This window comes from Mesorhizobium sp. M1348 (genome assembly GCF_040317925.1).
Taxonomy (GTDB): Bacteria; Pseudomonadota; Alphaproteobacteria; order Rhizobiales; family Rhizobiaceae; genus Mesorhizobium.
In genome coordinates this window covers 1-20,214 of record NZ_JAMYLH010000038.1, presented here as the reverse complement: position 1 = coordinate 20,214, position 20,214 = coordinate 1, and the positions used below count along the sequence as shown (strand labels likewise).

General features: G+C 58.9%; 13 protein-coding genes and 1 pseudogene. 10 read left to right on the top strand and 4 right to left on the bottom strand.

The window, feature by feature from the left end; genetic code table 11:
- Positions 1 to 10: 10 nt before the first annotated feature.
- Entirely contained in the window at positions 11 to 1,330 is a 1,320-nt protein-coding gene (locus tag NKH13_RS32100) for a hypothetical protein (protein ID WP_352916832.1), read from the bottom strand.
- Positions 1,331 to 1,643: 313 nt separating this feature from the next.
- Here NKH13_RS32100 and NKH13_RS32095 point away from each other — a divergent pair, with 313 nt between their 5' ends.
- The 10 genes from NKH13_RS32095 to NKH13_RS32050 all read left to right on the top strand — a co-directional run bounded on the left by NKH13_RS32095 (position 1,644) and on the right by NKH13_RS32050 (position 18,590).
- Positions 1,644 to 2,324, top strand: coding sequence for a hypothetical protein (locus NKH13_RS32095; protein ID WP_352916831.1), 681 nt, complete (start codon positions 1,644 to 1,646; stop codon positions 2,322 to 2,324).
- Positions 2,317 to 3,000, top strand: a complete 684-nt coding sequence (locus tag NKH13_RS32090) for an RES family NAD+ phosphorylase (RefSeq protein WP_352916829.1) — start codon at positions 2,317 to 2,319, stop codon at positions 2,998 to 3,000. The genes NKH13_RS32095 and NKH13_RS32090 overlap by 8 nt, the downstream gene beginning before the upstream one ends.
- Positions 3,001 to 3,201: 201 nt before the next feature.
- Complete coding sequence (locus NKH13_RS32085; RefSeq protein WP_352916827.1) at positions 3,202 to 3,495, top strand: XRE family transcriptional regulator; 294 nt, start codon at positions 3,202 to 3,204, stop codon at positions 3,493 to 3,495.
- Positions 3,488 to 4,681 (top strand): cysteine desulfurase family protein, encoded by a 1,194-nt coding sequence (locus NKH13_RS32080; RefSeq protein WP_352916825.1) that lies wholly within the window; start codon positions 3,488 to 3,490, stop codon positions 4,679 to 4,681. The genes NKH13_RS32085 and NKH13_RS32080 overlap by 8 nt, the downstream gene beginning before the upstream one ends.
- Complete coding sequence (locus tag NKH13_RS32075; RefSeq protein WP_352916823.1) at positions 4,674 to 5,624, top strand: DUF4007 family protein; 951 nt, start codon at positions 4,674 to 4,676, stop codon at positions 5,622 to 5,624. Before NKH13_RS32080 ends, NKH13_RS32075 begins: the two co-directional genes overlap by 8 nt.
- Positions 5,617 to 9,075 carry an ATP-binding protein gene (locus NKH13_RS32070; RefSeq protein WP_352916822.1) on the top strand — a complete coding sequence of 1,153 codons (3,459 nt, stop codon included), beginning with the start codon at positions 5,617 to 5,619 and terminating at the stop codon, positions 9,073 to 9,075. Before NKH13_RS32075 ends, NKH13_RS32070 begins: the two co-directional genes overlap by 8 nt.
- Positions 9,065 to 9,919, top strand: coding sequence for a phosphoadenosine phosphosulfate reductase family protein (locus tag NKH13_RS32065; RefSeq protein WP_352916820.1), 855 nt, complete (start codon positions 9,065 to 9,067; stop codon positions 9,917 to 9,919). Before NKH13_RS32070 ends, NKH13_RS32065 begins: the two co-directional genes overlap by 11 nt.
- Before the next feature lie 64 nt (positions 9,920 to 9,983).
- Entirely contained in the window at positions 9,984 to 11,828 is a 1,845-nt protein-coding gene (locus tag NKH13_RS32060; RefSeq protein ID WP_352916818.1) for a hypothetical protein, read from the top strand.
- A 43-nt stretch (positions 11,829 to 11,871) separates the two neighbouring features.
- A complete protein-coding gene (locus NKH13_RS32055) occupies positions 11,872 to 13,350 on the top strand; it encodes a methylation-associated defense system protein MAD7 family protein (protein ID WP_352916816.1) in 1,479 nt (492 codons plus the stop codon).
- A gap of 8 nt (positions 13,351 to 13,358) precedes the next feature.
- Entirely contained in the window at positions 13,359 to 18,590 is a 5,232-nt protein-coding gene (locus tag NKH13_RS32050) for an FtsK/SpoIIIE domain-containing protein (RefSeq protein WP_352916814.1), read from the top strand.
- 81 nt (positions 18,591 to 18,671) lie between these two features.
- Here the strand turns inward: NKH13_RS32050 and NKH13_RS32045 are convergent, their stop codons facing one another.
- The 3 genes and pseudogenes from NKH13_RS32045 to NKH13_RS32035 all read right to left on the bottom strand — a co-directional run.
- Positions 18,672 to 19,499, bottom strand: coding sequence for a hypothetical protein (locus NKH13_RS32045; RefSeq protein WP_352916812.1), 828 nt, complete (start codon positions 19,497 to 19,499; stop codon positions 18,672 to 18,674).
- A 113-nt stretch (positions 19,500 to 19,612) separates the two neighbouring features.
- On the bottom strand, positions 19,613 to 19,846 hold the full coding sequence (locus tag NKH13_RS32040) for a hypothetical protein (protein WP_352916810.1): 234 nt from the start codon (positions 19,844 to 19,846) through the stop codon (positions 19,613 to 19,615).
- A 2-nt stretch (positions 19,847 to 19,848) separates the two neighbouring features.
- Positions 19,849 to 20,076: pseudogene (locus NKH13_RS32035) on the bottom strand (transposase domain-containing protein); the annotation flags it as partial.
- Between the last annotated feature and the right edge of the window lie 138 nt (positions 20,077 to 20,214).

The following is a 20,214-nucleotide window of genomic DNA, read 5'->3' as shown; positions in this document are numbered from 1 at the left end:
CCAGAAGCCCTCACTTGCCAGGATACTCATCAACATGCTCGGGGTTTTCGATCACTCGACCAGGGATGAAATAGCCGAGCTCGTGTCGCAGCTTATCAGCTTTGGTGATCGCCTCGGCGGACCAGCCGAGTGTGTCTATCAGAAGGAAATCTTCTGACGACCCCTCCACTCCTTGGGCATCCAGCGCAATGCCGACGATGTAGCGTTTGTCGGGCTTTACAGCCTTGGCTGCAATGCAGCGGCTGCGCAAGATAAGACCCCGATCCTCGCGATAGGCCTTGTATTCCGCTTTTGGCGCTCCCTTCCCAATATAGAGTGCGTAGTTCACTTCGGGCTGACCTGACTCCAGCAGGCTGCCAATCGCGTGCTGACGAGCACGCTTCGCCCTGTCCAATATATGGTTGGAAAGAATTCGACGGACGAATCGAGTCTCACCTGCCATGATACGTACAATGCGCTCGTAGTCCGACATTGCCAGATCGTTTCCGAACTCCAATGTTTCGGCCAGATAGTGCCCAGTAAGGTGTTCGATCAGTCGATCCCAGAAAACGCTGATCTCGTTTTCAGCGCGGCTCCGTAGAAAGGCTTCGTTCGCTTCAACCTGAGGCCATAGGTTCGGATCTAGCCGATAGAGTTTGTTCATAGACGGGAAGGTTCGATTGTTCCAAAGGTAGTAGGCCATGATGTCGAGTTCGGAATCGGCAAACTGAAAACTACCCTCGTCGAAAAGGGCAACCTTTGCATTTAGGTAGTTGACGAAGTCCGCCACAGTTGACAGCTCGCGAAGCACTACCTTCAGGCTTTCGTCATCGAAAACATGCACCCAGCCTTTCGCTTCCGCGATGCGCCCAACGGTAAAGGATTTGGCGCCGCATTGCGCTGTGGCTGAAATGGTGAGGCTGCGTCGCCCAATCTCGGCCTCAGCGCGTTCGGCTGAGCCGAGCGCTACACAAATGCGATGAATGCGGAGAGTTCCTGCGTCGTTGATTGTGATCGGGATTGGCGTGGTACACGCAATGTCGAGAAAGACCCTATCCGGATTCTCACGGAGCCAGCGCTCTGCACCGCCGATCTGCTTGGCGGACGCCGCGATTGATTTGCGATACCAACGTTGCCAGTCGACGGCCAAATCCCCGCTGTCTGGGAACGCACACGACTTGTCTGAAAAGATTAGCACATCATCGCCGAACACGACGACCAGATCTGCGAATTCCTTGGCCGGCTTATGATAAAGATTGGGATAGGTCCAAAGCTTCAGAAATGAACTGTCGCAAAGGTCGGCAAGGATCTTCTCGGACGGCGTCAAACCTTCCGAGCGTTTGAACCTCATGCCCTCTCTTTCCTCATTGAAACGACTGGCCAGGCGAAGCAGCAAGATCGCACGTACCAACCACACGGGGCTTGGCTCCTCGAAGATACCCGCGTTTGTTGATGGCCAAGTCGTCCTCCTTGCGGTCTCGTTGCAGTCACTGCCGCGTTTTCGCTCCGTCTGCTATTTGATTTTTTATGGCGCGTCATTACCTCGCACCTCGCGTTTGGGTTTCGCGGCCCGAGCCTGAAGGCCCCAATGGATCGCCAACCCTTGATGATTTCGATTACAATGCTATATTGATAACCATGATAACCGAACGGAGGCGGGCTACATGGTCGCTGCCTATAAGACCGACGAATTCTCCCGCGTCGGGACGCTCACGGGAACGCCGGAGCAAGTCCGAAGCGGGCTTAGCCACCTGAAGGCTGAGCAGGTTGTTGCGTTGACGATTGAACGCGGCAGCGCGTCCGCCGCCAAGGCTTTCGCCGAGACGGTCGCTGGTCTCGCTCCCTTCGTCAGTGCCATTCTCAAGCGCCGCCAGGATGAGGCCTTCAATTCCATTATCGAAGCCTTGGTGCCGGACGTCCCTCCTCCACATCATAAGCTCCTGGAGGCGCGCATGGTGGCAGAGGCGCGCAAGGCGGTGCTAGAAAGTGGTGACTGGCTGACGGCCGCCGAAGTGGCCAAAGTAGCCGGCTTCAGCGCCAGCAATCCAAGCGCCCAGCCAAATAAATGGAAAAAGGAGCGGCAGGTCTTTGCCGTGCGGCATCGGGGCGTCGACTACTTTCCGGGTTACGCCCTGGATCCATCGACGGACTTTCGGCCGATGAAGGCTTTGGCGAAGGTACTCAGCACATTCAGGGGAAAGAAGGACGACTGGGGTCTTGCCTACTGGTTTGCCTCGGTCAACAGCTTCCTGGGAGGACAAAGGCCGCAGGATCTCCTCATGAGCGAGCCGGATCGCGTCGTTGCCGCTGCCGAAGACGAGGTGGCTGGCGTCCTCCATGGCTGACAGGAAATCGCGCACGAAGCGTCCGCCGATCGCGGGCACAGGTGTGCCAGAGCCTCGACAGGACCTCAACACACTGATCCAGACAATGACCTGGCCGTCGGGCCGGGTCATTCACCGCATTCACCTCAGGCTCTATGGCGGCTGTGCTTTCAATCCTGGAACAAAGGGAAATGCAAGGTTCAGTCCAATTCGGGACGCGGCCGGCGATAGTATTCCGACGCTATACGGCGGAACGAGCTTCGACTGCGCCGCAATGGAGACGGTCTTCCACGACGTGCCGATCGCTCCCGGGCTGAAGACCTTCGATCAGGTCAAGCTTGCCGAGCAAGTTTATTCGACGGTGACGCCTCAACGGGACTTGGTGTTGGCCGATCTTAGCTCGACGGCACTGCGATCGCTTGGACTGCGCCGGGTCGACCTTATCGACACCGAAAAGGACCGGTATCCTGGCACGCGGAAGTGGGCGGAGGCTATCCACAAGCAGTGCCCCACGATTGAAGGCCTGTGCTGGGTTTCGCGCCAGGATGATCGAGCGCGGGCAGTCGTCCTGTTCGGCGATCGCATTTCTGCGGGCGACGTCACGCTCGCCGCTGCTACGCGAAACATACTCGACGGTGGCGAGCTCTTTACCGACTTGCTGATCTTAGCTGGCCGCATCGGCGTCAACGTGGTCTGACCGTTTTACCGACGCCGGCGAATTATGTAAATCGGCAAGGTCCTTCTAAGATCGCTCCGAAAAATACTACAGTGCCATGCCACGATATTCTGTGGTTATTGTGCGCCAACGGAAACGTCCCCCTTGTCGGGCCTATGGAAAATTTTCCATAGTGGGCGCGCCGAATCACCGCTACTGGGGGCAATCGTGGGACATTCAGGCTTGCGCGCGGCGATCGCCAACGATGTTCCGGACGTCACCCAAGTGGTACGCTCGGATCTGCGTGTGATCTTCGGACATGTCGTCGCCGACGCAGGGCTTAGCCAAACCCGAGCGGCAAAGGTTTGCTTCACCGATCAGCCAACGCTCTCAAAGGTCTTGTCGGGTCGAAGTGACAGCGTGAGCACCGATCAACTTCTGCGGTGGCTCGTGCAGCTGGGTTGCAAGGTGGAGATCTCCGTGCAGTGTCCGAACGCTCTGACGACAGGCGCGATCAAGGCGACCCTTCATGAATGAACATCTCACGCAACAAGCATTTGCCCGAACGACGAAGCGCTGGCCGATCTACATGGATCACCACGCGACGACCCCCGTAGACTCTCGGGTACTGGACGTAGCAGTCCGGATGATGGTTGAAGAGTTCGGGAATGCAAACGGCGTAGAGAACACCCATGGGGAACAGGCTGCCCATGCGGTGTCGCAAGCCAAAGCCTTCGTCGCAAAGATTGTATCCGCCGAATCCGATGACGTTCATTTCACGTCCGGTTCCACAGAGGCTATCCAGCTTGCCATCGCACATGCGATTGCGCTGCAGAGTCGGCCCCTGCGCGTTGCGATGTCGCGGGTTGAGCATAAAGCTGTGATCGACACCATCCTGCAGGCTGAACGGATGGGCCTGGTCCAGAAATCCTGGATATCCGTCGACGACAAGGCTTGCCTGGACTGGTCAAGCCTGGAAGGGGCGCTCTCGCAAGGGGTGGACTTAGTCTGCGTCATGGCTGCCAACAACGAGGTCGGGACGATCTACCCGGTGCAGCGGATTACTAGGGCGTGCCACGATCATGGAGCGGCCATTCTCGTAGACGCCACACAGGCGGTCGGACGTATGGCGTTCGATGTTGGAAGTGAGGTTGTCGACTATATCGCCCTAAGCGGGCACAAGGTCTACGGACCGAAAGGGATTGGTGCTCTCGTCGCCCCCAACTTTGATCGGTCAACGACTTACGGGTTGCAGGGTTCGCACAGCCCGACCCCCAACGTCGCTGGAATCGTGGCGATGGGGCGAGCTTGCGAGATCATGGACCTAGAGGGTGTCCAGGAGAGCGCTCGGCTCGAACATCTGCGCAATCACTTGCAGCAGCGCCTGGTTGCCCTGCTGCCGGGCGTGGTGATCAACGGCGATGTAGTCAATCGCCTTCCTCACAATCTGCACCTTTCCGTCCCGGGTGTCCCCAATGACGTCATCCTCGCAAGGCTGCGGGGCAAACTCTCGATCTCGACGGGCTCAGCGTGCAACACCGGCGCGCAAGAGCCGTCCCACGTTTTGCAGGCGATGGGACTGCCGGATGCGCTGCTGGAAAGCTGCCTGCGGATCGGTCTTGGCCGATCAACCGACCTAGATGACGTCGAGGTCGCGGCGACATTGATCGCAGATGCGGTGCACGTCGTGCGTGCGAGTTTCTCTGGAGCAGACCATGTTTGACCTAACCCTGTCCGAGGGACACACGAGCTACCGATTCTCTGGACATGAGACGTTTGCCTGCCGCTATGCATGGCTTCCTAAGGCCTATCGCGCGATCCAGGCCAATCCCCATATTTTCTTCAATGAAGACGCCGCAATGGTCGAGCTGGGCATCGGCAAGAACATGGTCCGTGCGCTGCGATTTTGGGTAGACGCCATGGGCGTGGCACGGCCATCTGCTGACCGGACACACGCCCTCACAGATTTGGGAAATGCGATTTTCGGGGCGGACGGCTCCGACCCGTTCCTTGAAGAAACCAAGACGCTTTGGCTGTTGCACTGGACCCTTTCCTCGGCCGCCGCGCCTGCCTTGTTTGCCTGGAACTATCTGCTTGCCTCGTGGCCATATCCCGAATTCTCCCGGTCAGAGGCGCTAGCAGCGTTCATCAGACAGTCCCAGCGTCTCGGCTATACCCATTCAAGTGTGACGCTGAGCCAGCATCTGGATGTCTTTCTTCATACCTACCAGTCTGCGCGAAGCGCGCGCGTCGGTATTGAAGACTCCCTTGACGGCCCTTTCGTGGAGCTGCGCCTTCTCCAGCAGACAGGGGAGCGTCGCAGCGATGCCGGACGCTGGGAGCCGGTCTATGCGTTTCGTAGAGAACCCAAACCGGAAATATCGGACGATCTCTTCGCCTATGCACTCCTGGACTATTGGGATCGGGTTGCTCCGGCAGAAAAGACGATGCTGGTTAGGACTGTTGTTTCGGCGCCAGGCGCGCCAGGACAGTCCTTCAAACTACCCGAAGACGACATTCGCTCGCGCCTGGAAACACTCTCTCGCGAACGGAGATACGGTTTCAGCTATCGCCCTTCCGCCATCCAGGGATTGTTGACACGCGAGTTGATGGTCAAGGCGGACGCGAAAGCAGTCTATGAACATGAGGCGATCCGCCATGGTTGACCAGCCCGAAACGAGAATTGCCGAGGTTTTCTCGGCGCCGGGCCGGTTCCTGCGGTCCGTTCAGTTGGAAAAGGACTTCTTGGATGTTGCGGCTTTGGAGGGCTACATCGTCACTCCTCCGATGGCAGACGCATTGCACCGGATCTTGGAGAGCGTCCAGGATGGATCCAAGCGGCGTGCTTGGCGTATCACCGGCGACTATGGTGTCGGAAAATCCAGCTTGGCGCTTGTGTTGGCACGCATACTCAGCGACCCAGCCGCGAAAGACGCTCAACGGGTAATGAAAGCCATCGGCTGGGATCGAGAAGACGATCACAAGCGCTTTCTTCCGATTCTGGTGACAGGCAGTCGCGAAAGCATCCCTAGCGCAGTCGCACGCGGCGTTCGTGAAAGCCTAGTGCAGCAGGGTAGCCCCGACGTCATGAGCGCCCGTTTGGAGGCAAGCATCGTTGCCTGCGAAACTGAGGGCTCGGTGCGCGCGCTGGAGCAATTGACCACTCAACTGGTCAAGCACACGACCGACCGTGGTCATGGCGTACTTCTCGTCATCGACGAACTTGGCAAGTTGCTCGAGTACGCGGCGATGAACCCGGACCATGAAGACGTCTTCGCGCTCCAACGCCTGGGCGAAATGGCATCCCGAAGCGGCGATCGGCCCTTCTTGCTCGTTGGCATTTTGCACCAGGGCTTTCAGGCGTACGCCGAGCGCCTGCCCTTGGCGCTCCGTCACGAATGGGACAAGGTGGCCGGCAGGTTCGAGGAAGTGGTTTTCGACCAGCCCCTGGTTCATACCGCCGCGTTGATCGCCGGCGCGCTCGGGGTCGACCAGCAAAAGCTTTCTGATGATGTGAGGGCGCGGTCAAAGGACGCACTAGAGAGTGCAGTTCGGATCGGATGGCTGGGAGGGCATGGCCTGCCCCTCGCTCCAGCGAGCTTCTACCCTCTGCACCCGTCTCTCCTGCCAGTGATGGTTCGATTCTTTTCCCAGTTTGGTCAAAGCGAGCGCTCACTTTTCGGCTTCCTGCTGTCCAGCGAACCCATGGCTTTGCAGGCCTTCGCCGAAACCACGCCCCTAGGATCCGGCTGGTTTGATGTTTCCCAATTTTACGACTATGTCCGCAGTTCATTTGGACATCGCCTGTCGGCGTCAAACTACCAAAATCAGTGGCTCCGCATCGTCGGCACCATCGACGGCTGCGTCGACGCGAGTTCGCTCGAACTGAAGGTGCTGAAGACGGTCGGCATTTTGAACCTCTTGGATGCTGACGACCTTCTCCCGACGAGCAGGAGCGTCGTTTCCTGCTTGTCGATGTTCGGCTCCAGAAAGGTCAAAGAGGCAATCGAGAGCCTCGGTCGCTCGAGACTGCTGTTTGAGCGCGGTGGCACCGGAGCCTATCGGCTCTGGCCGACATCGAGCATCAATCTCCAGGGGGCAGTTGAAGCTGCCAAGCGAACGGTCGGGACAATCGAGGCTGTCGGCCCTGCACTGGGCCGCCTTCTTGACGGCGAAATGGTGTTAGCGCGACGCCACTACCTCGAGACCGGGACGATGCGCTATTTCGAGCTTCGCTACGCAGCTGCCGAGGACGTTGCTGCGGCCGCAAGCAGGCCGACAGAAGCCGATGGCCTCATCATCTTGTCCCTAGCCGATCAGAAGGAACAACAAAAGAAGGCCAGGGAAGCTGCCGTTGCGCCGCAGGTTGCCGGCGAGCCATCAATCCTGATCGGTCTGCTTCCTCCTGTTTGGCATCTTGCCGCCTACTTGCGCGACGTCGTCATATGGCAGTGGGTCGAGAGCAATACTCCGGACCTTGCCAATGATGATTTTGCTTCGGCCGAGGTGCAACGCCAGATCACTCGTTCTCGCCAGGCACTGCGAGCCCAATTCGAGGAGCTGACAAAGGTTGGCCCGGGCGAAAGAGTCGAGTGGATTTACAAGGGCCGGGCCCTCGAGACGGTGGGGAATCTTCCAAAGATCGTTTCGCAACTGTGCTCGGCTCTCTACCCCCTGGCGCCACGCGTGACCAATGAGCTGGTCAATCGCAACGTGTTGAGCAGCGCGGCGGCGTCAGCTCGCATGCGGCTGATCGAGGGCATGTTCAACTCGTCGGGAAAGGCTCTTCTCGGAATTGACGAGCGCAAGGCACCGCCGGAAAAGTCGATGTACTTGTCAGTCCTGCAAAGGGGAGGGTTGCATGTCGCGCAGGCCGGCGGCTTCGTGCTCCAGACCCCTCCGGCGTCCCAGGACCCGCTTCATCTGCGCCCCAGCCTGACCGAAATCCTCAGATTGGTGCGCAAGGGACGGGGCTGCCGCGTTCCAATCGCCGACATCCTTGCCAGGCTGGCAGGTCGGCCCTATGGCGTGCGTAGCGGTCTAGCGCCGGTCTTGTTGGCCTTGGTCATCAAAGAGCACGGGCACGAGCTCGCGCAGTATGAGAACGGAACATTCCTCCCGAAGTTCGGGGCAATGGAATTTCTCCGCCTCACAAAGGCCCCGCAGACATTTGAGATCCAGCATTGCAGCGTTGAGGGCGTGAGATCGGACGTCTTCGTCCGGCTCGCCAGTCTCTATGCTACCGGCGTTGAAGGGCGCCGGCCGGTCTTGCTCGATGTCGTGACGCAGCTTTGTCAGTTCGCGGCCAAGCTCCCCGAATACACCCGTAGGGCCAAAGCTCTTTCTCCAACTACGCTCGCTGTGCGCGAGGCACTGCTTTCGGCCCGCGAACCGGCAAGTTTGCTCTTTGCCGACCTTCCCCACGCATGCGGACTCGCTGATTTTCAGATCGATCAGGCGGATGGCGGTTCGATCGATGATTTCATAGCGCGCTTCACTGATGCCATAGCGGAGTTGCAGAATACCTATGACCAACTCATCAAGCGCATCGTCAGTGCGACCAGCGAGGCGATTGGTCAGGATCCGGAGCATTTTGATCGCGTAACCTTGTCGTCCCGTGCGGCACGGGTTTCACTGGCGGCGCGCGAACCCCGCTTGCGGGCCTTCGCTCTTCGGCTGCGGGACCCTGCTCTTCATGACGAGGCATGGGCAGAGTCCCTGGCAAGTTTCGTGGTGGCCAAGCCGCCCAGTCGTTGGCTTCCCGGCGACGAGGTCCGGTTCACCGAAGAGATTGGCGCTTTGGCAGAGATATTCGCCAGGGTCGAGAGCACGATATTCTCTTCATCGGAGGATCGCCCCGCCGTGGATGCAATCCGGCTGAACCTGACCAGAGGGGATGGCAGGGATTTGGTGCGGGTCCTTCACCCGGTCTCGCTCGACGAGGGTGATCAGGACTCTCTGCAAGCTCTGGCGAAGCGACTGCCGCAAGGCGAAACACAGCGAATCCAGATTCTTGCGAACTTGCTGTGGGAGGAATTGGACCGCGTTCGGCAAGTTTCGCCCGAGGAAAACAACATTGCCAACGCGACCGAGATAAGGCTACCTCATGACCACTGACTACGCACATCAGATATCGACCGCCTTTGGAGCGGAGTCACCGCGCCACATTCTGAGCCTTTCGGGAGGCAAAGACAGCGCGGCGCTTGCCATCTATCTGCGCGACCGCGTTCCCGATATCGAGTACATCTTCCACGACACCGACAAGGAGCTGCCCGAGACCTACGATTACATCGGACGGCTCGAGGCCATTTTGGGCAAACCCATCGTCCGGACGACGCCCGTCGATAGCTTCGATCATTGGCTGACGGTCTACAGGGGAATGCTGCCGTCCAACCACCGGCGGTGGTGCACCAAGATGCTGAAGCTAAAACCCTTTGAGGCTTACGTCGGGGACGGGCCGGTCATCAATTATGTGGGGCTTCGGGCAGATGAAAATCGGGCTGGCTACATCAGCACGAAGCCGAACATCTTGGCGGTGTATCCATTCCAGGACGACGGGCTAGTGCGGTCCGACATCATGCGCATCCTGGAAGATTCGGGTTTGGGTCTGCCGCCCTACATGGATTGGGGCCGCTCCCGATCGGGCTGCTATTTCTGCTTCTATCAGCAAAAGATCGAGTGGGTACGGCTCCTCGAAACCCATCCCCTCTACTTCGAGCTAGCCCAGGCTTACGAGGAGAAGGCCGTCCAGTTCGGCGAGCAGTTCTTCTGGTGCCAGAACGAGCCGTTGCGCGAGCTGGCGAAACCGGAACGCGTAGCGAGAATAAAGGCGGATTGGGAAAAAGCCCAGGCGCGCAAGAAAGCCAGTCGCAAGTCCCTGTCTCTCGTCGAAACTCTGGGGGGCCTTGAGGTCGAGGACGACAGTCACCTGCGCGACGGCTGCCTCGTATGCTCGATATAGACCGGAAACGAAGGTCCGCGGCGTCAAAGCGATAGTTACGTGCATATTCCAGGGGGCGAAGCGCATGGATGGACTGGGGAGCCGCTGGGTCAGGTTCATTAAGCAATATGGACCGATCTCCAGAAACGACAATATGTATGACGAGCAGATCCGGCGTTCTGCTCGGCGCTACGAGGTTGAGCCCTTGGACTTTGTCCATCCCCTCGAGGCCGATCTCTTCGCCGCAGTGTCGAGAGACGTTTCCTTGGCTCGCTCGATAATCCTCACCGGGACGGCGGGCGATGGAAAGAGCCGGCTCTGCGGGCGTCTTTGGACCGAGCTCGGCGGGGATGCCGGCGAGTGGACCGCGAACGAAATCTACCAGGAAATCTCGGCAGTTGTCGGAGGCCGCTCCCGCACCGTCGGCATTATCCGTGACCTGACCGCATTGCCGACGAACGGGACCTACGGCATCTGGGTGGGCAAGTCGGCGCTTCTTGAGGCAATCAACCGTAGCTTCTTTGAACCCGACCCGAACTACATTTTCGTCATAGCCGCCAATGATGGACAGCTGCTGGATACGTGGCGCCGCGCGGTTGATGTACCGCTCTCGAATGAAGGCTACGCCTTGTTGGAAACCCGTCTGGTTGAGGCCAAACCGGCGAGTCAGGGAGAGGTGGCATTTTTCAACCTCAGCACAGTTTCATGCGCAACTATCCTCGACCTGACGCTTGATGCGATCGTCGCGCATCCTGGCTGGCAGGCCGCCTATGCAGAGGCTGAAGCTGACGGCTTTTTCTCGGAAGCCTGTCCCATACGCCGCAACTTCGAAATCCTTTCGTCCTCGCAGTTCAGAGCACGGCTGCGACAGCTGTTCGAGTTGATGGATCTCAACGAGCTGCACACGCCAATCCGACGCGTGCTGCTACTGATCTCGAACATGCTGTTGGGACACCCCCTGACCAAAGACAGATTGATGTCACCTGCCGATGTCAGGCCGTTGCTGCGCTCCGGAAAGGCTCATGCGGGCGACATCTTCCAAAATCTGTTTGGTGCGAATCTGTCTCACGCCCGTCGCGAGAGTCTGGAGATTTTCGAGTTTCTCAATCGCTTTGGCATAGGAGACGAAACGACCAATAGGATCGACAACATTCTCGTCTTTGGACCTTCTGACGAAACGCTAAGACCCTACTACGTCAATCTCGTCGAAAGTGCGTTTTCGCCGCAGGCACTCGATGAGTTGTACGCGCTGCGAAATGACTACCTTGAGCGGCCCGACGCGACCCAGGAGGGGGAGCATCCCTTCCTCGCCAGCCTGCAGGCACAACGGCGGGCAATCTTCTTCCAGATCCAAGACGATCAGGCGGAGGAGTTGCGACTCTGGGATCTGACGGTGTTCCGCCACGCCGGCGAATTCCTGCGGGAAGTCGTCACTCCTCTGCGAAACAATGGCCGGGTTGCCGGCGCCATCCTTGGCCGCCTCGTCAATGGTCTCAATCGCATCTTCACGGGAATGCTGGTGACCACTAACCGGGAATTGCTTATTGCCGCCGGTCTGTCGGGCTCGGCGGCAGGGCTGAGTCAGATTCTCGTCGAGCGCATTAGCGTGACGCCCCGTCGTCACGAGAGGGTTGAACTGCGTGCTGGCGCCCTGCCGACGCTGATCGTGGAGATCGACAGTGGCGTTGAGGTGCGACTCGACCTCAACCTCGTGCGGTATGAGTTCCTTATGCGGGTTGCCGGAGGCGCTTTGCCGGGCAGCTTCTCGAAGGAGTGCCATGAAGACATTCTTGCCTTCAAAAGCACAATATTGTCCGCACTCGCGCGGTCGCGTCCCACGGTGGAAGCGACCGATCTCAGTTTTAGACTCCTCAGCCTCAACAGCGCAGGTGAGCCGGTCGACGACGTGATAGAGGTGAGCTGTGCTTGAGACCCTGCCCCCACCCCCGCGAAACGACCATCCCAACAATGACATGTGGATCGACGAGCAGATCTGGGGCCATCGGCTTTGGGACACGACCAATCCATGGTTGATCTTCCTCGAGCTGTTGGGGGTCGCTGAGGCCAAGGAGCGCGATCAGTCATTGTTCGACGACCGCGGCAAACCATATCCACTTACCTTCAAGCCCGCCCAGCGCATGTATATGCGCAACATTCTTTACAACAATGAACCGCTTCTGCGCATTGCCGACGAGGGCCTGGCAGATGGTGCGGCCTGGGAGAAGTGGCTGGCTGCGATGGCCGAGCGGGCGCAAGGCGTCCCAGAGAGGGATTTTTCATACCTGCGGAAGCGCTTCAGTTCGTTCTCCGACTTCGTTGCGATGGTGTCGATGCTCCGCGGCACGACGATCGAGAGCGGGTCGAACAAACGATGGTCGTCCCGTTTCGTGTTCCCGTTCGGCCGTCACGCTCTCTATGAGGACCTCAACGTCAAGAACAACTCTTCTTCGCGCGAGTACATCAATTTTGGCCTGCCGGGTGAACTGGCCTATCAGATGCTCTGCCGCTCCCGGCGCGCGGCTGAACTTGCGCCGGAGATCACCCAGATGCTGGACGGCGATCCTTGCGATCGACTATTGCGGCTTCTGGAACCGTACTATGAGGAAGACAAGTCCACTCGCGGAAACAGTTATCTTCCATACGCTCGCCACGACGCGTTCGAGGATCTAGCGGACGACTGGTTGGCCCTTCTGCGCGGTCCTCTTCCCCGGTTCGACACTTATCCGCATTTGGCCGCACTGACCTGCCTGCACCTGCTACGCTATCAATTGCTGGTTGCCGCAGAGTATTGCTTCGCAAGCAAGCCGCACTTCATCTGTGAGGTGCTGGCCCCACGACGCACGCCCATACGGGAGCTCTCGATCTCTAATTTTCAGATGAACGATACGCTCCCATCTCGAGCGGTCGACGCCTATATCAATGCAATCGGCCGTGGCGAGGAATGGCAGCGTCGCCAGCAAGGTGAGACGCCTTTCGCCGACTGCAGGAGGCTGCTGGTCGACACGGTGCGTTGGCCCGCTGACGACGACTACAACGGCCCGCCGGACGAGAACGCTCTCCTTGTCGACCTCAAGCGCGCAGCTCAGGCAAGGCACCGTCAGCATGTTGCGGCCGTACACCGGTCGTACGGCGCAGGCTGTGGCCTGGTATCCAGACGTGGGACAAACCAGTTGCGGTACGCCCCGACCGACGCCCTGCTGAAATCCCTGATCCTGGCGAATGTCCCGACCCGCATGGACTACAGCGAGTTCCTCGACCTGCTTTATCGGCGGTACGGTCTCGTGATCGGTGAGCGGGAAGCGGTGCAGGTGCTGTCAGACGATGAGTTCGACCGAAAGTCCTTCCAGCTGAATTCGGCTCGTCTGGAACGGCGGCTGCGAACCCTAGGCATGCTGCGACGGCTCTCAGACGCCTGCGCATATGTTGAAAATCCTCTTTCCCTTAGAATGTGACGACGTTCATGGATATTCACGAACTAATCGGGAAAGTTGCATGCTCGATCCTCAAGGAGGAACTGAGTGATCACGCCCCCGAGGCCGGGACGGCACGTTTTCTGCTAGACGGGCTAAGTGTTGCGCAAACTGTGGCGGTCACCAGGGCGGTACTGTCTGACCTCTTCCTGGCCGAACGCATTGAAATCAAGCTGCCCAAGGCACTGTTCGAAGAGCATGCCCTTCCGGAAGACATACTCACCGAGCGAAACGCCACGTTCTATCGCAGCGCTGACTGCGACAAGTCCGCCTTCCTGATCACAAATGCGACTTCAGACGAGGGACAAGCCGAAGATATGTCGCTTCATGAAGTGACACCGGTGGGCTCGGCGCAGTTGATGGAACGATTGTCCGCATGGGTTTCAGTGGCCAGCGCCGGACTGGCCCTGACCGATGATGCAAGGGCCTGTTGGGAAAAATCTCTGGCTGGTCTTGTTCAGGTAGGATCCACTGCGCTTGAGCGGTTTGCCCGCTATGTGGTGTCGACGCGCGAGGCTGTCGGTGACGAAGGATATCCGATCGTCGAGGCGCTGGGCTACGCGCTTCCAGCGCTTCAGCTGCCACGTGACCCTGCCGCATTCGCTGGTATCAAGGATCGCTCGCGACGCCATCCTTCGGCGTGGCGGCGGGAGTTCGTCGGGCTCCGGCGCAAGCGCCACCCCTATCTTCTCAAGCAAAATCCAAACCAGATCGTCATTTCAGAGAGCGAACTTCGCGATGCCTACGAGAAGGCCCGCGATGTCATCCCCGCGCTCGTGCATCCGGTGGTCGATCTATTCATTGAAAGCCGGCCAGGCTGGAACTCCAGCTCAGAGGCATTAGCCAACTGCCAATGGGAACACATCAAACCCCTGTTTGAGGGCCTTGCAAGGGAGAAGGCTAACCTCGGTCAGGATACTCAGCGATTTTATGCAGAGGGACCGGCGGACCTACTGTCGACTGAAGATGAAGAGTACCTGGAACTCCTGGTTAAGCGAAAAACGACGAGCGCGCCCGAAGAGGAAGACATAGCCTTCTACGAACGTCACCGCGACGAAATCAGGGACGACCGCAAGCTCAAATCCTCGTGGGACAAATTCATTTACGGTCGCCCCTTGGAGACGGACGACTTCCTTTCGGGGCTCGCCCTGATGATGGAAACGCTGAATGCCCGCTCTATGTCGGGGGTGCAACGGCATCTGACAATCCGGTGCGACTCTGTAACCAAGAGAGATCTCCGTAGCTTGAACACTGAAGCGGGCCTGTTTTTTTCGCTTCGGTATGCCGGCCTACAAAAACTGCTCGCGCCTGGGGTGACGATCGAGTTTGGCTCGCTGATCGATTATACCGCCGTGCTGCAGGGGTGGCGAGACAGCAAGGATAAGTCCCCGGTCAACAGGTCCGTCGCAAAGGCCGCGCTTCAGCTGCGGTTCCAGCTCGAACTGGAAACCACAGATTTTGATGGTGGCACCTCGACCGCATCCGCCCAGCTCATCTGGAAATACCGGCCCGACGTGATCTCCGGTCAATTGGCGGATGATTGGGAGCGCTTGATCAAGCACCCCTTTGTAGCCCTTCGATGTGGCCGAGAGCCCGGAACTGCGGGACGCCGGCCGGGGTCTATCGACCTGTCCGACGTAAGGACGTTGGTCCCGGGTTATGATCGTGATCGCGGATCGCTTGTGCCCAGCTATCGGCGGGAGCGCGACCTCCGGCTGAACTGGAAGGCAAATCTCAAGACTGCACGCGAACAAGATCTCATCAGTGAGGACGGCTCTGAACAGTTGAAGGCGCATTTTGAGGCATTCAGCGAGGGGTATGAGGAGGCGATTTTCGGATTTCGGCAGGAGGGCGCCTCGAACCCGGCATGTCGCGAGCAGGCAAGCCGGTACGCCGATTTGCTTGACGCGGTCCGAAAGCTGGCGCCTGGCGACCGGAACAAGGAGCTGTTGCTTCGCCCGCTTCTGGAATTGGGTCAGGCGCCGGTCGGCGACGGCGCTGCTGCGGCCATCGTCGCGCCTTGGCACCCGTTGCGCTTGGCGGCCACCTGGAGGAAGGCACACCACGTTCGACAGGTTGTGCGCAACATCATCGATTTGCCCGGGGGTCTTGAAGGGGATACGAAACTTTTCTTTCGCGATCTTGCGGAAGACATGCGTCACGTTTTCTATCCCGAAGTGGTCGTGTCCTGGACGGGGCGCAAGCCAGAACTTCTTGCGCTTGTTGACTCCCAGGGGGACTACTCCCTTCACGAGAGGCCGGTGCTGGAGGGAGCAGGCGGCGGCGAGACCAACGATGACGCGACCGCTGGCAGCAATTGCCTCCTGGATCTGACTCAGCGCTATCTCAATCTGCACCCGCACGAACGCGCTAATATGTCGCTCGTGCTCTACAATTGTGACTCGGCGCGTCTCCCACAGCAGATTGTCGAGGGTCTTGGCGACCTCAACGACGATGAGGATATGCGTTGCCAGGTTATGCTGCGACACACTGATGGAGGGCGTCTGAGGGACATCTATAGGGCCATCCTCACGAGTGCGAGCAATTCGCCGGAGGTGCTGGCGGCCTCCGAGGTGACACAGGACTTTATGGCCCGGTTGCGCATCAGCGTGATTGCTGATCAAGCACCGCCACCCGATGCCAGGGATGGGCGCCCTTATGACATCGTTTTCAGCCAGGATGTGATCTCAAGGCATGCTTCGGTGGAATGGTACCGGGAGTCCGCGAATCCGGCCAATATTGCCACATTGCTGCCCGCGCGGTGGTCTCGACGGCGGCCGGGAGCGATGGATGATCTGAAATCGTGCGTCTACTTATGTTCACCTGTCCAAAGCCGGGAAGGTTGGGCGTATCTGTCGGCGCTGACGTCATTCCTCAAGAGTGATGAGGGGAACCATGATGGCAAGCGGCTCTTGCCGGTGCGGCAGTTGGACTTTCGCGACGAACGCACGGCCCGGATTTTTGATGAAACTCACGATCTTGGAGCTTGGGTAGTGAACTTCGACGAGCTTCTCGATCGGCGGCAGCTGCAGAACCAAAGCGTCCGGGTAATCCGCTACAAACAGTCATCGACGCAGGGCCGCAATATCGTCATCTCCTCTCGTGCGCCGCTCAACCTTCTCCATGCAATGGTCCGCCGCAGGCTTGAAGAGCTTCAGTTGGCGTTGACGACTGACGAGCTTAATGCGCTGGCCGAGCAGTTCATCACAGATGCCAATGACATTTCAGGTGACATTGTTCTGCGCGCCGCCAAGCGCGGTGAGGCCGCGGGCGAGCTCATCGGTGTCGTTTTAAGCCGGTTCCTAGCCCGCCAGGCGCTGGAACCCGACCGCCTGGTCGGCTGGTATTTCCTGGACGACTATGCCAGCTGGCTGGGTGCGCGTGAGGAGACCCAGGCAGATATCCTGGCTCTCTCTCCAGCGCTCGATGACGCCGGCCAGCTTGTGCTTCGAATTCTCGTGACCGAGGCCAAGTATGTCGATGCCGTTTCCTATGCTGCTAAGCGCAAGGAATCTGAGAAGCAGCTTCGGGACACAGTTCGGCGCATCATTGATGCGACGGCGGAGCCGAACCGTCTGGATCGAGATTCGTGGCTATCGCGTTTGGGAGACCTCCTCCTGGACGGGATCCAGGTGCCGGCGTCGAGCAGCGTGCCTCTCACGGAGTGGCGCCGGCTCGTGCGCGATGGTGTCGCCAAGATTGAGATCGTGGGTTTCAGTCATGTCTTCGTTCCAACCGCACTTGATACTGGTTCGGTGACAGACTTCAGCGAAGTTGGCGGCGTTCCCGCAAGCCGGCAAATGGTGTTTGGGCGAGCCGAGCTGAAGGCCTTGCTTGGCATCTACGCGGCCAGCGGGAACACCGAAGATCTGCTTACATCGATCGATCCGATATACGGGAAGATGCCGTCGCCACACGGGGGCGCCGGTTCGATGGAGCGCAAGCCGAACTCAATCCGACCGGCGCCGCCCAAGTCGCCTACTCCCAGAAAGGAAAAGCCTGTAGCTCCCGACCGCGTCGCGTCGGTTGAGGAGGAAAAGGAGGCGCCGGCTCCGCCTACCGACACCGTCGACCGAACCCTTGCGTCCGTCATCGAACGACACGCCAACACTGGCCCCGCTGAAACGGTCCCGGATGAAAGATGGTTGGCGAACACAGCCCTTATGATGCGGAGCGCGTTGCAGCAGCTGGGTTTTCAGGCAAAGCTAATCGATCAGAGGCTGACTCCGAACGCCGCTATCCTCCGCTTCAGTGGCAGTGCCAATATCACGGTCGAACAGGTATTGAAGCGGCGCTCGGAGCTCTTGACGACGCACAAGCTGGAAATCATTTCCGTTCGGCCGGAGCCAGGGGCGATCGCCATTTATGTCGCGCGTGCCGAGAGGCAGATCGTGGACATCCAGAGCCTGTGGCAGCGCTGGAAACCCTCAGTTTCGCCCACTGGCGCTCAGAACATCCTGATAGGCGTGCGCGAAGATAACAACGAGCTCTTCTTCTTGTCGCCCAGCCAGCGGCACGCGCCACACACCTTGATCGCCGGCAGCACCGGATCAGGGAAGTCGGTCCTGATGCAGTCGATCATTCTGGGCATCGCGGCGACCAACGACCCGCGCCACGCAAAGATCGTGCTCATCGATCCGAAGCAGGGCGTCGACTATTTTGCCTTTGATGCGCTGCCGCATCTCGAAGGGGGGATCATCGACCAGCAGGAGATAGCTGTTGACCGGCTTGAGCGTTTGGTCCTGGAGATGGACAACCGCTACAGGCTTTTCAAGGAAGCGCGCGCACCCAATATCGCCTCATACAATGCTAAGGTCGATGTGGCCGACATATTGCCAACCTATTGGGTAATTCACGACGAGTTCGCGGAATGGATGTTGACCGAAGATTACCGAGCGGCAGTGACATCGACAGTGGGCAGGTTGGGGGTGAAGGCACGAGCGGCCGGCATACACCTTATCTTCGCGGCACAACGACCTGATGCTAACGTGATGCCGATGCAGTTGCGATCTCAGCTTGGCAATCGGCTTATATTGCGGGTGGATTCGGAAGGCACCTCGGAGATTGCGCTCGGAGAGCGCGGTGCCGAGCGGCTGCTTGGCAAGGGTCATATGATCATTCGCGCGGAGGGTGAACAGAGTCTTATCTACGCGCAGGTGCCATTTGCTTCCGAAGCCTTCATCGCGGACGTGGTACAGGCCCTACAGGCTCAGTATTCATAATAGTGGTAGGGTTTTTCCTAGTTTTCTGGTCATGGTGGGGTTTGGCAACGCCGCCAATTGCGGTCAGACTAGGCTGCAAGTTCAGAAGATTTCGACTGCCATTGAGAGCGCAGTCCTTAGCGTGGCCAGTGGTGCGTAGGCGAATTCACCCCCCAATGACCAACCCTCACGGTCACACAGGTTGAGCAACTGCCGCTCGAACCGATGCGCATCATTTCCGTTCGCGAAGGTGCGAAGTCCGATCGGCAGGTAGCGGATATGACTTGTAGGCGGAAGACCACAAGTCAATTCCAAGAGACGACGTTCAAGGTCAGCCGTTCGACCCAGCTTCACAACTTGATATCCTTCTTGGGCCGTCGCCCGAGGCGCAAGGATGTCAAGTGGTCCATCGATCAGTAACAAATATACCCCGGTGCTTCCGTCTGCCGTGACAATAGCGTGCGATCCGTAGTAGGGTGCTGGGCCGCGCGAACTACGATTGGGCGGAGTCCAGGCGTCAAACCCCATGGACCTCCTGATCTTCTCCACTGCCGAGGCCAATGCTGCCCTATCCGTGCCGAACTCCTTCCACATGAGGCGGTCTGTGACGCCGCCTGGACGAAGACCAGCGTTTCGATTAGGAGGCGCAGCGGGATCGAACTTGCCAAAATTGCGCAAACGCATCGCAATGCCCGCAGGATTGCGGAAAGATGGCCATATGGATCTTCCCTGACGCTTGGCAGCCGTACGCAATAACAGTGATAGCGCAACAACCTCCGGATGGCTCTTTCCCGCGGTAGGCGCGCTCGAGTACAAATCCATCAGGAGCGCAGTTTCTTCGCGAGACCAGTCGGGGTTGCGCCCGATCTCCGTCGGCCGGAACATCTCCTGACTATCCGGCTGCTCGATCGGACCGCTCCGCCAATTCATGGTAACCTCGTCAGGATGCTAAGGGGCCTAGTGAGCTAAGGCCGTACCCATCCGGTGAAGACCGCAGACGTGTATCCGGCGGCCATGAGGACCTGAGCACCGCGGTGCCGGCGTCAAGTTTTTGATGGGGAGACGCGATGATATTCTTCGAGGAGGAGTTCGACCTCCTCGATGCCTTCATCGGTGAAGGCCAAGATCCCGTCGTCATCGTTGGCGCCGTAGACCCAGATGACGCCGTCCTCGGGCTCGAGACCGAGGGTCAGGTCCTGGATGAGCGCTTCGCTGACGCCGAGGTCCCTGGCGACACGATCGACGGTGTAGACGTGATGCACCTTATTGCGCTGCATGATCAGGCCGCCGCTGGTTGGGTCCGCAATTTTGCGGATCTCCAATTCCACGGCAGCAAATCATCGATCCGATGGGCCGGATAGGCGGGCAGTCGGGCGAGGACGTCGGCGAGCCAGGCCTGCGGGTCGACATCGTTCATCTTGGCGCTGACGATCAGGCTGTAGAGAACGGCCGCGCGCTGTCCGCCGCGATCGGAACCGCAGAACAGCCAGGACTTTCTGCCGAGAGCGAAGACCGATTCATTATGCACCTCCTTTTCAAATGGCGGAAAACAGCGATTCCTGGTTGTCGTCGTGGATGCGATGCGGAGTATTGCGCGCCAAATCGGCCTTGATCCGTTCGTCTTCGAGGTCGCTGGCGCGGATCT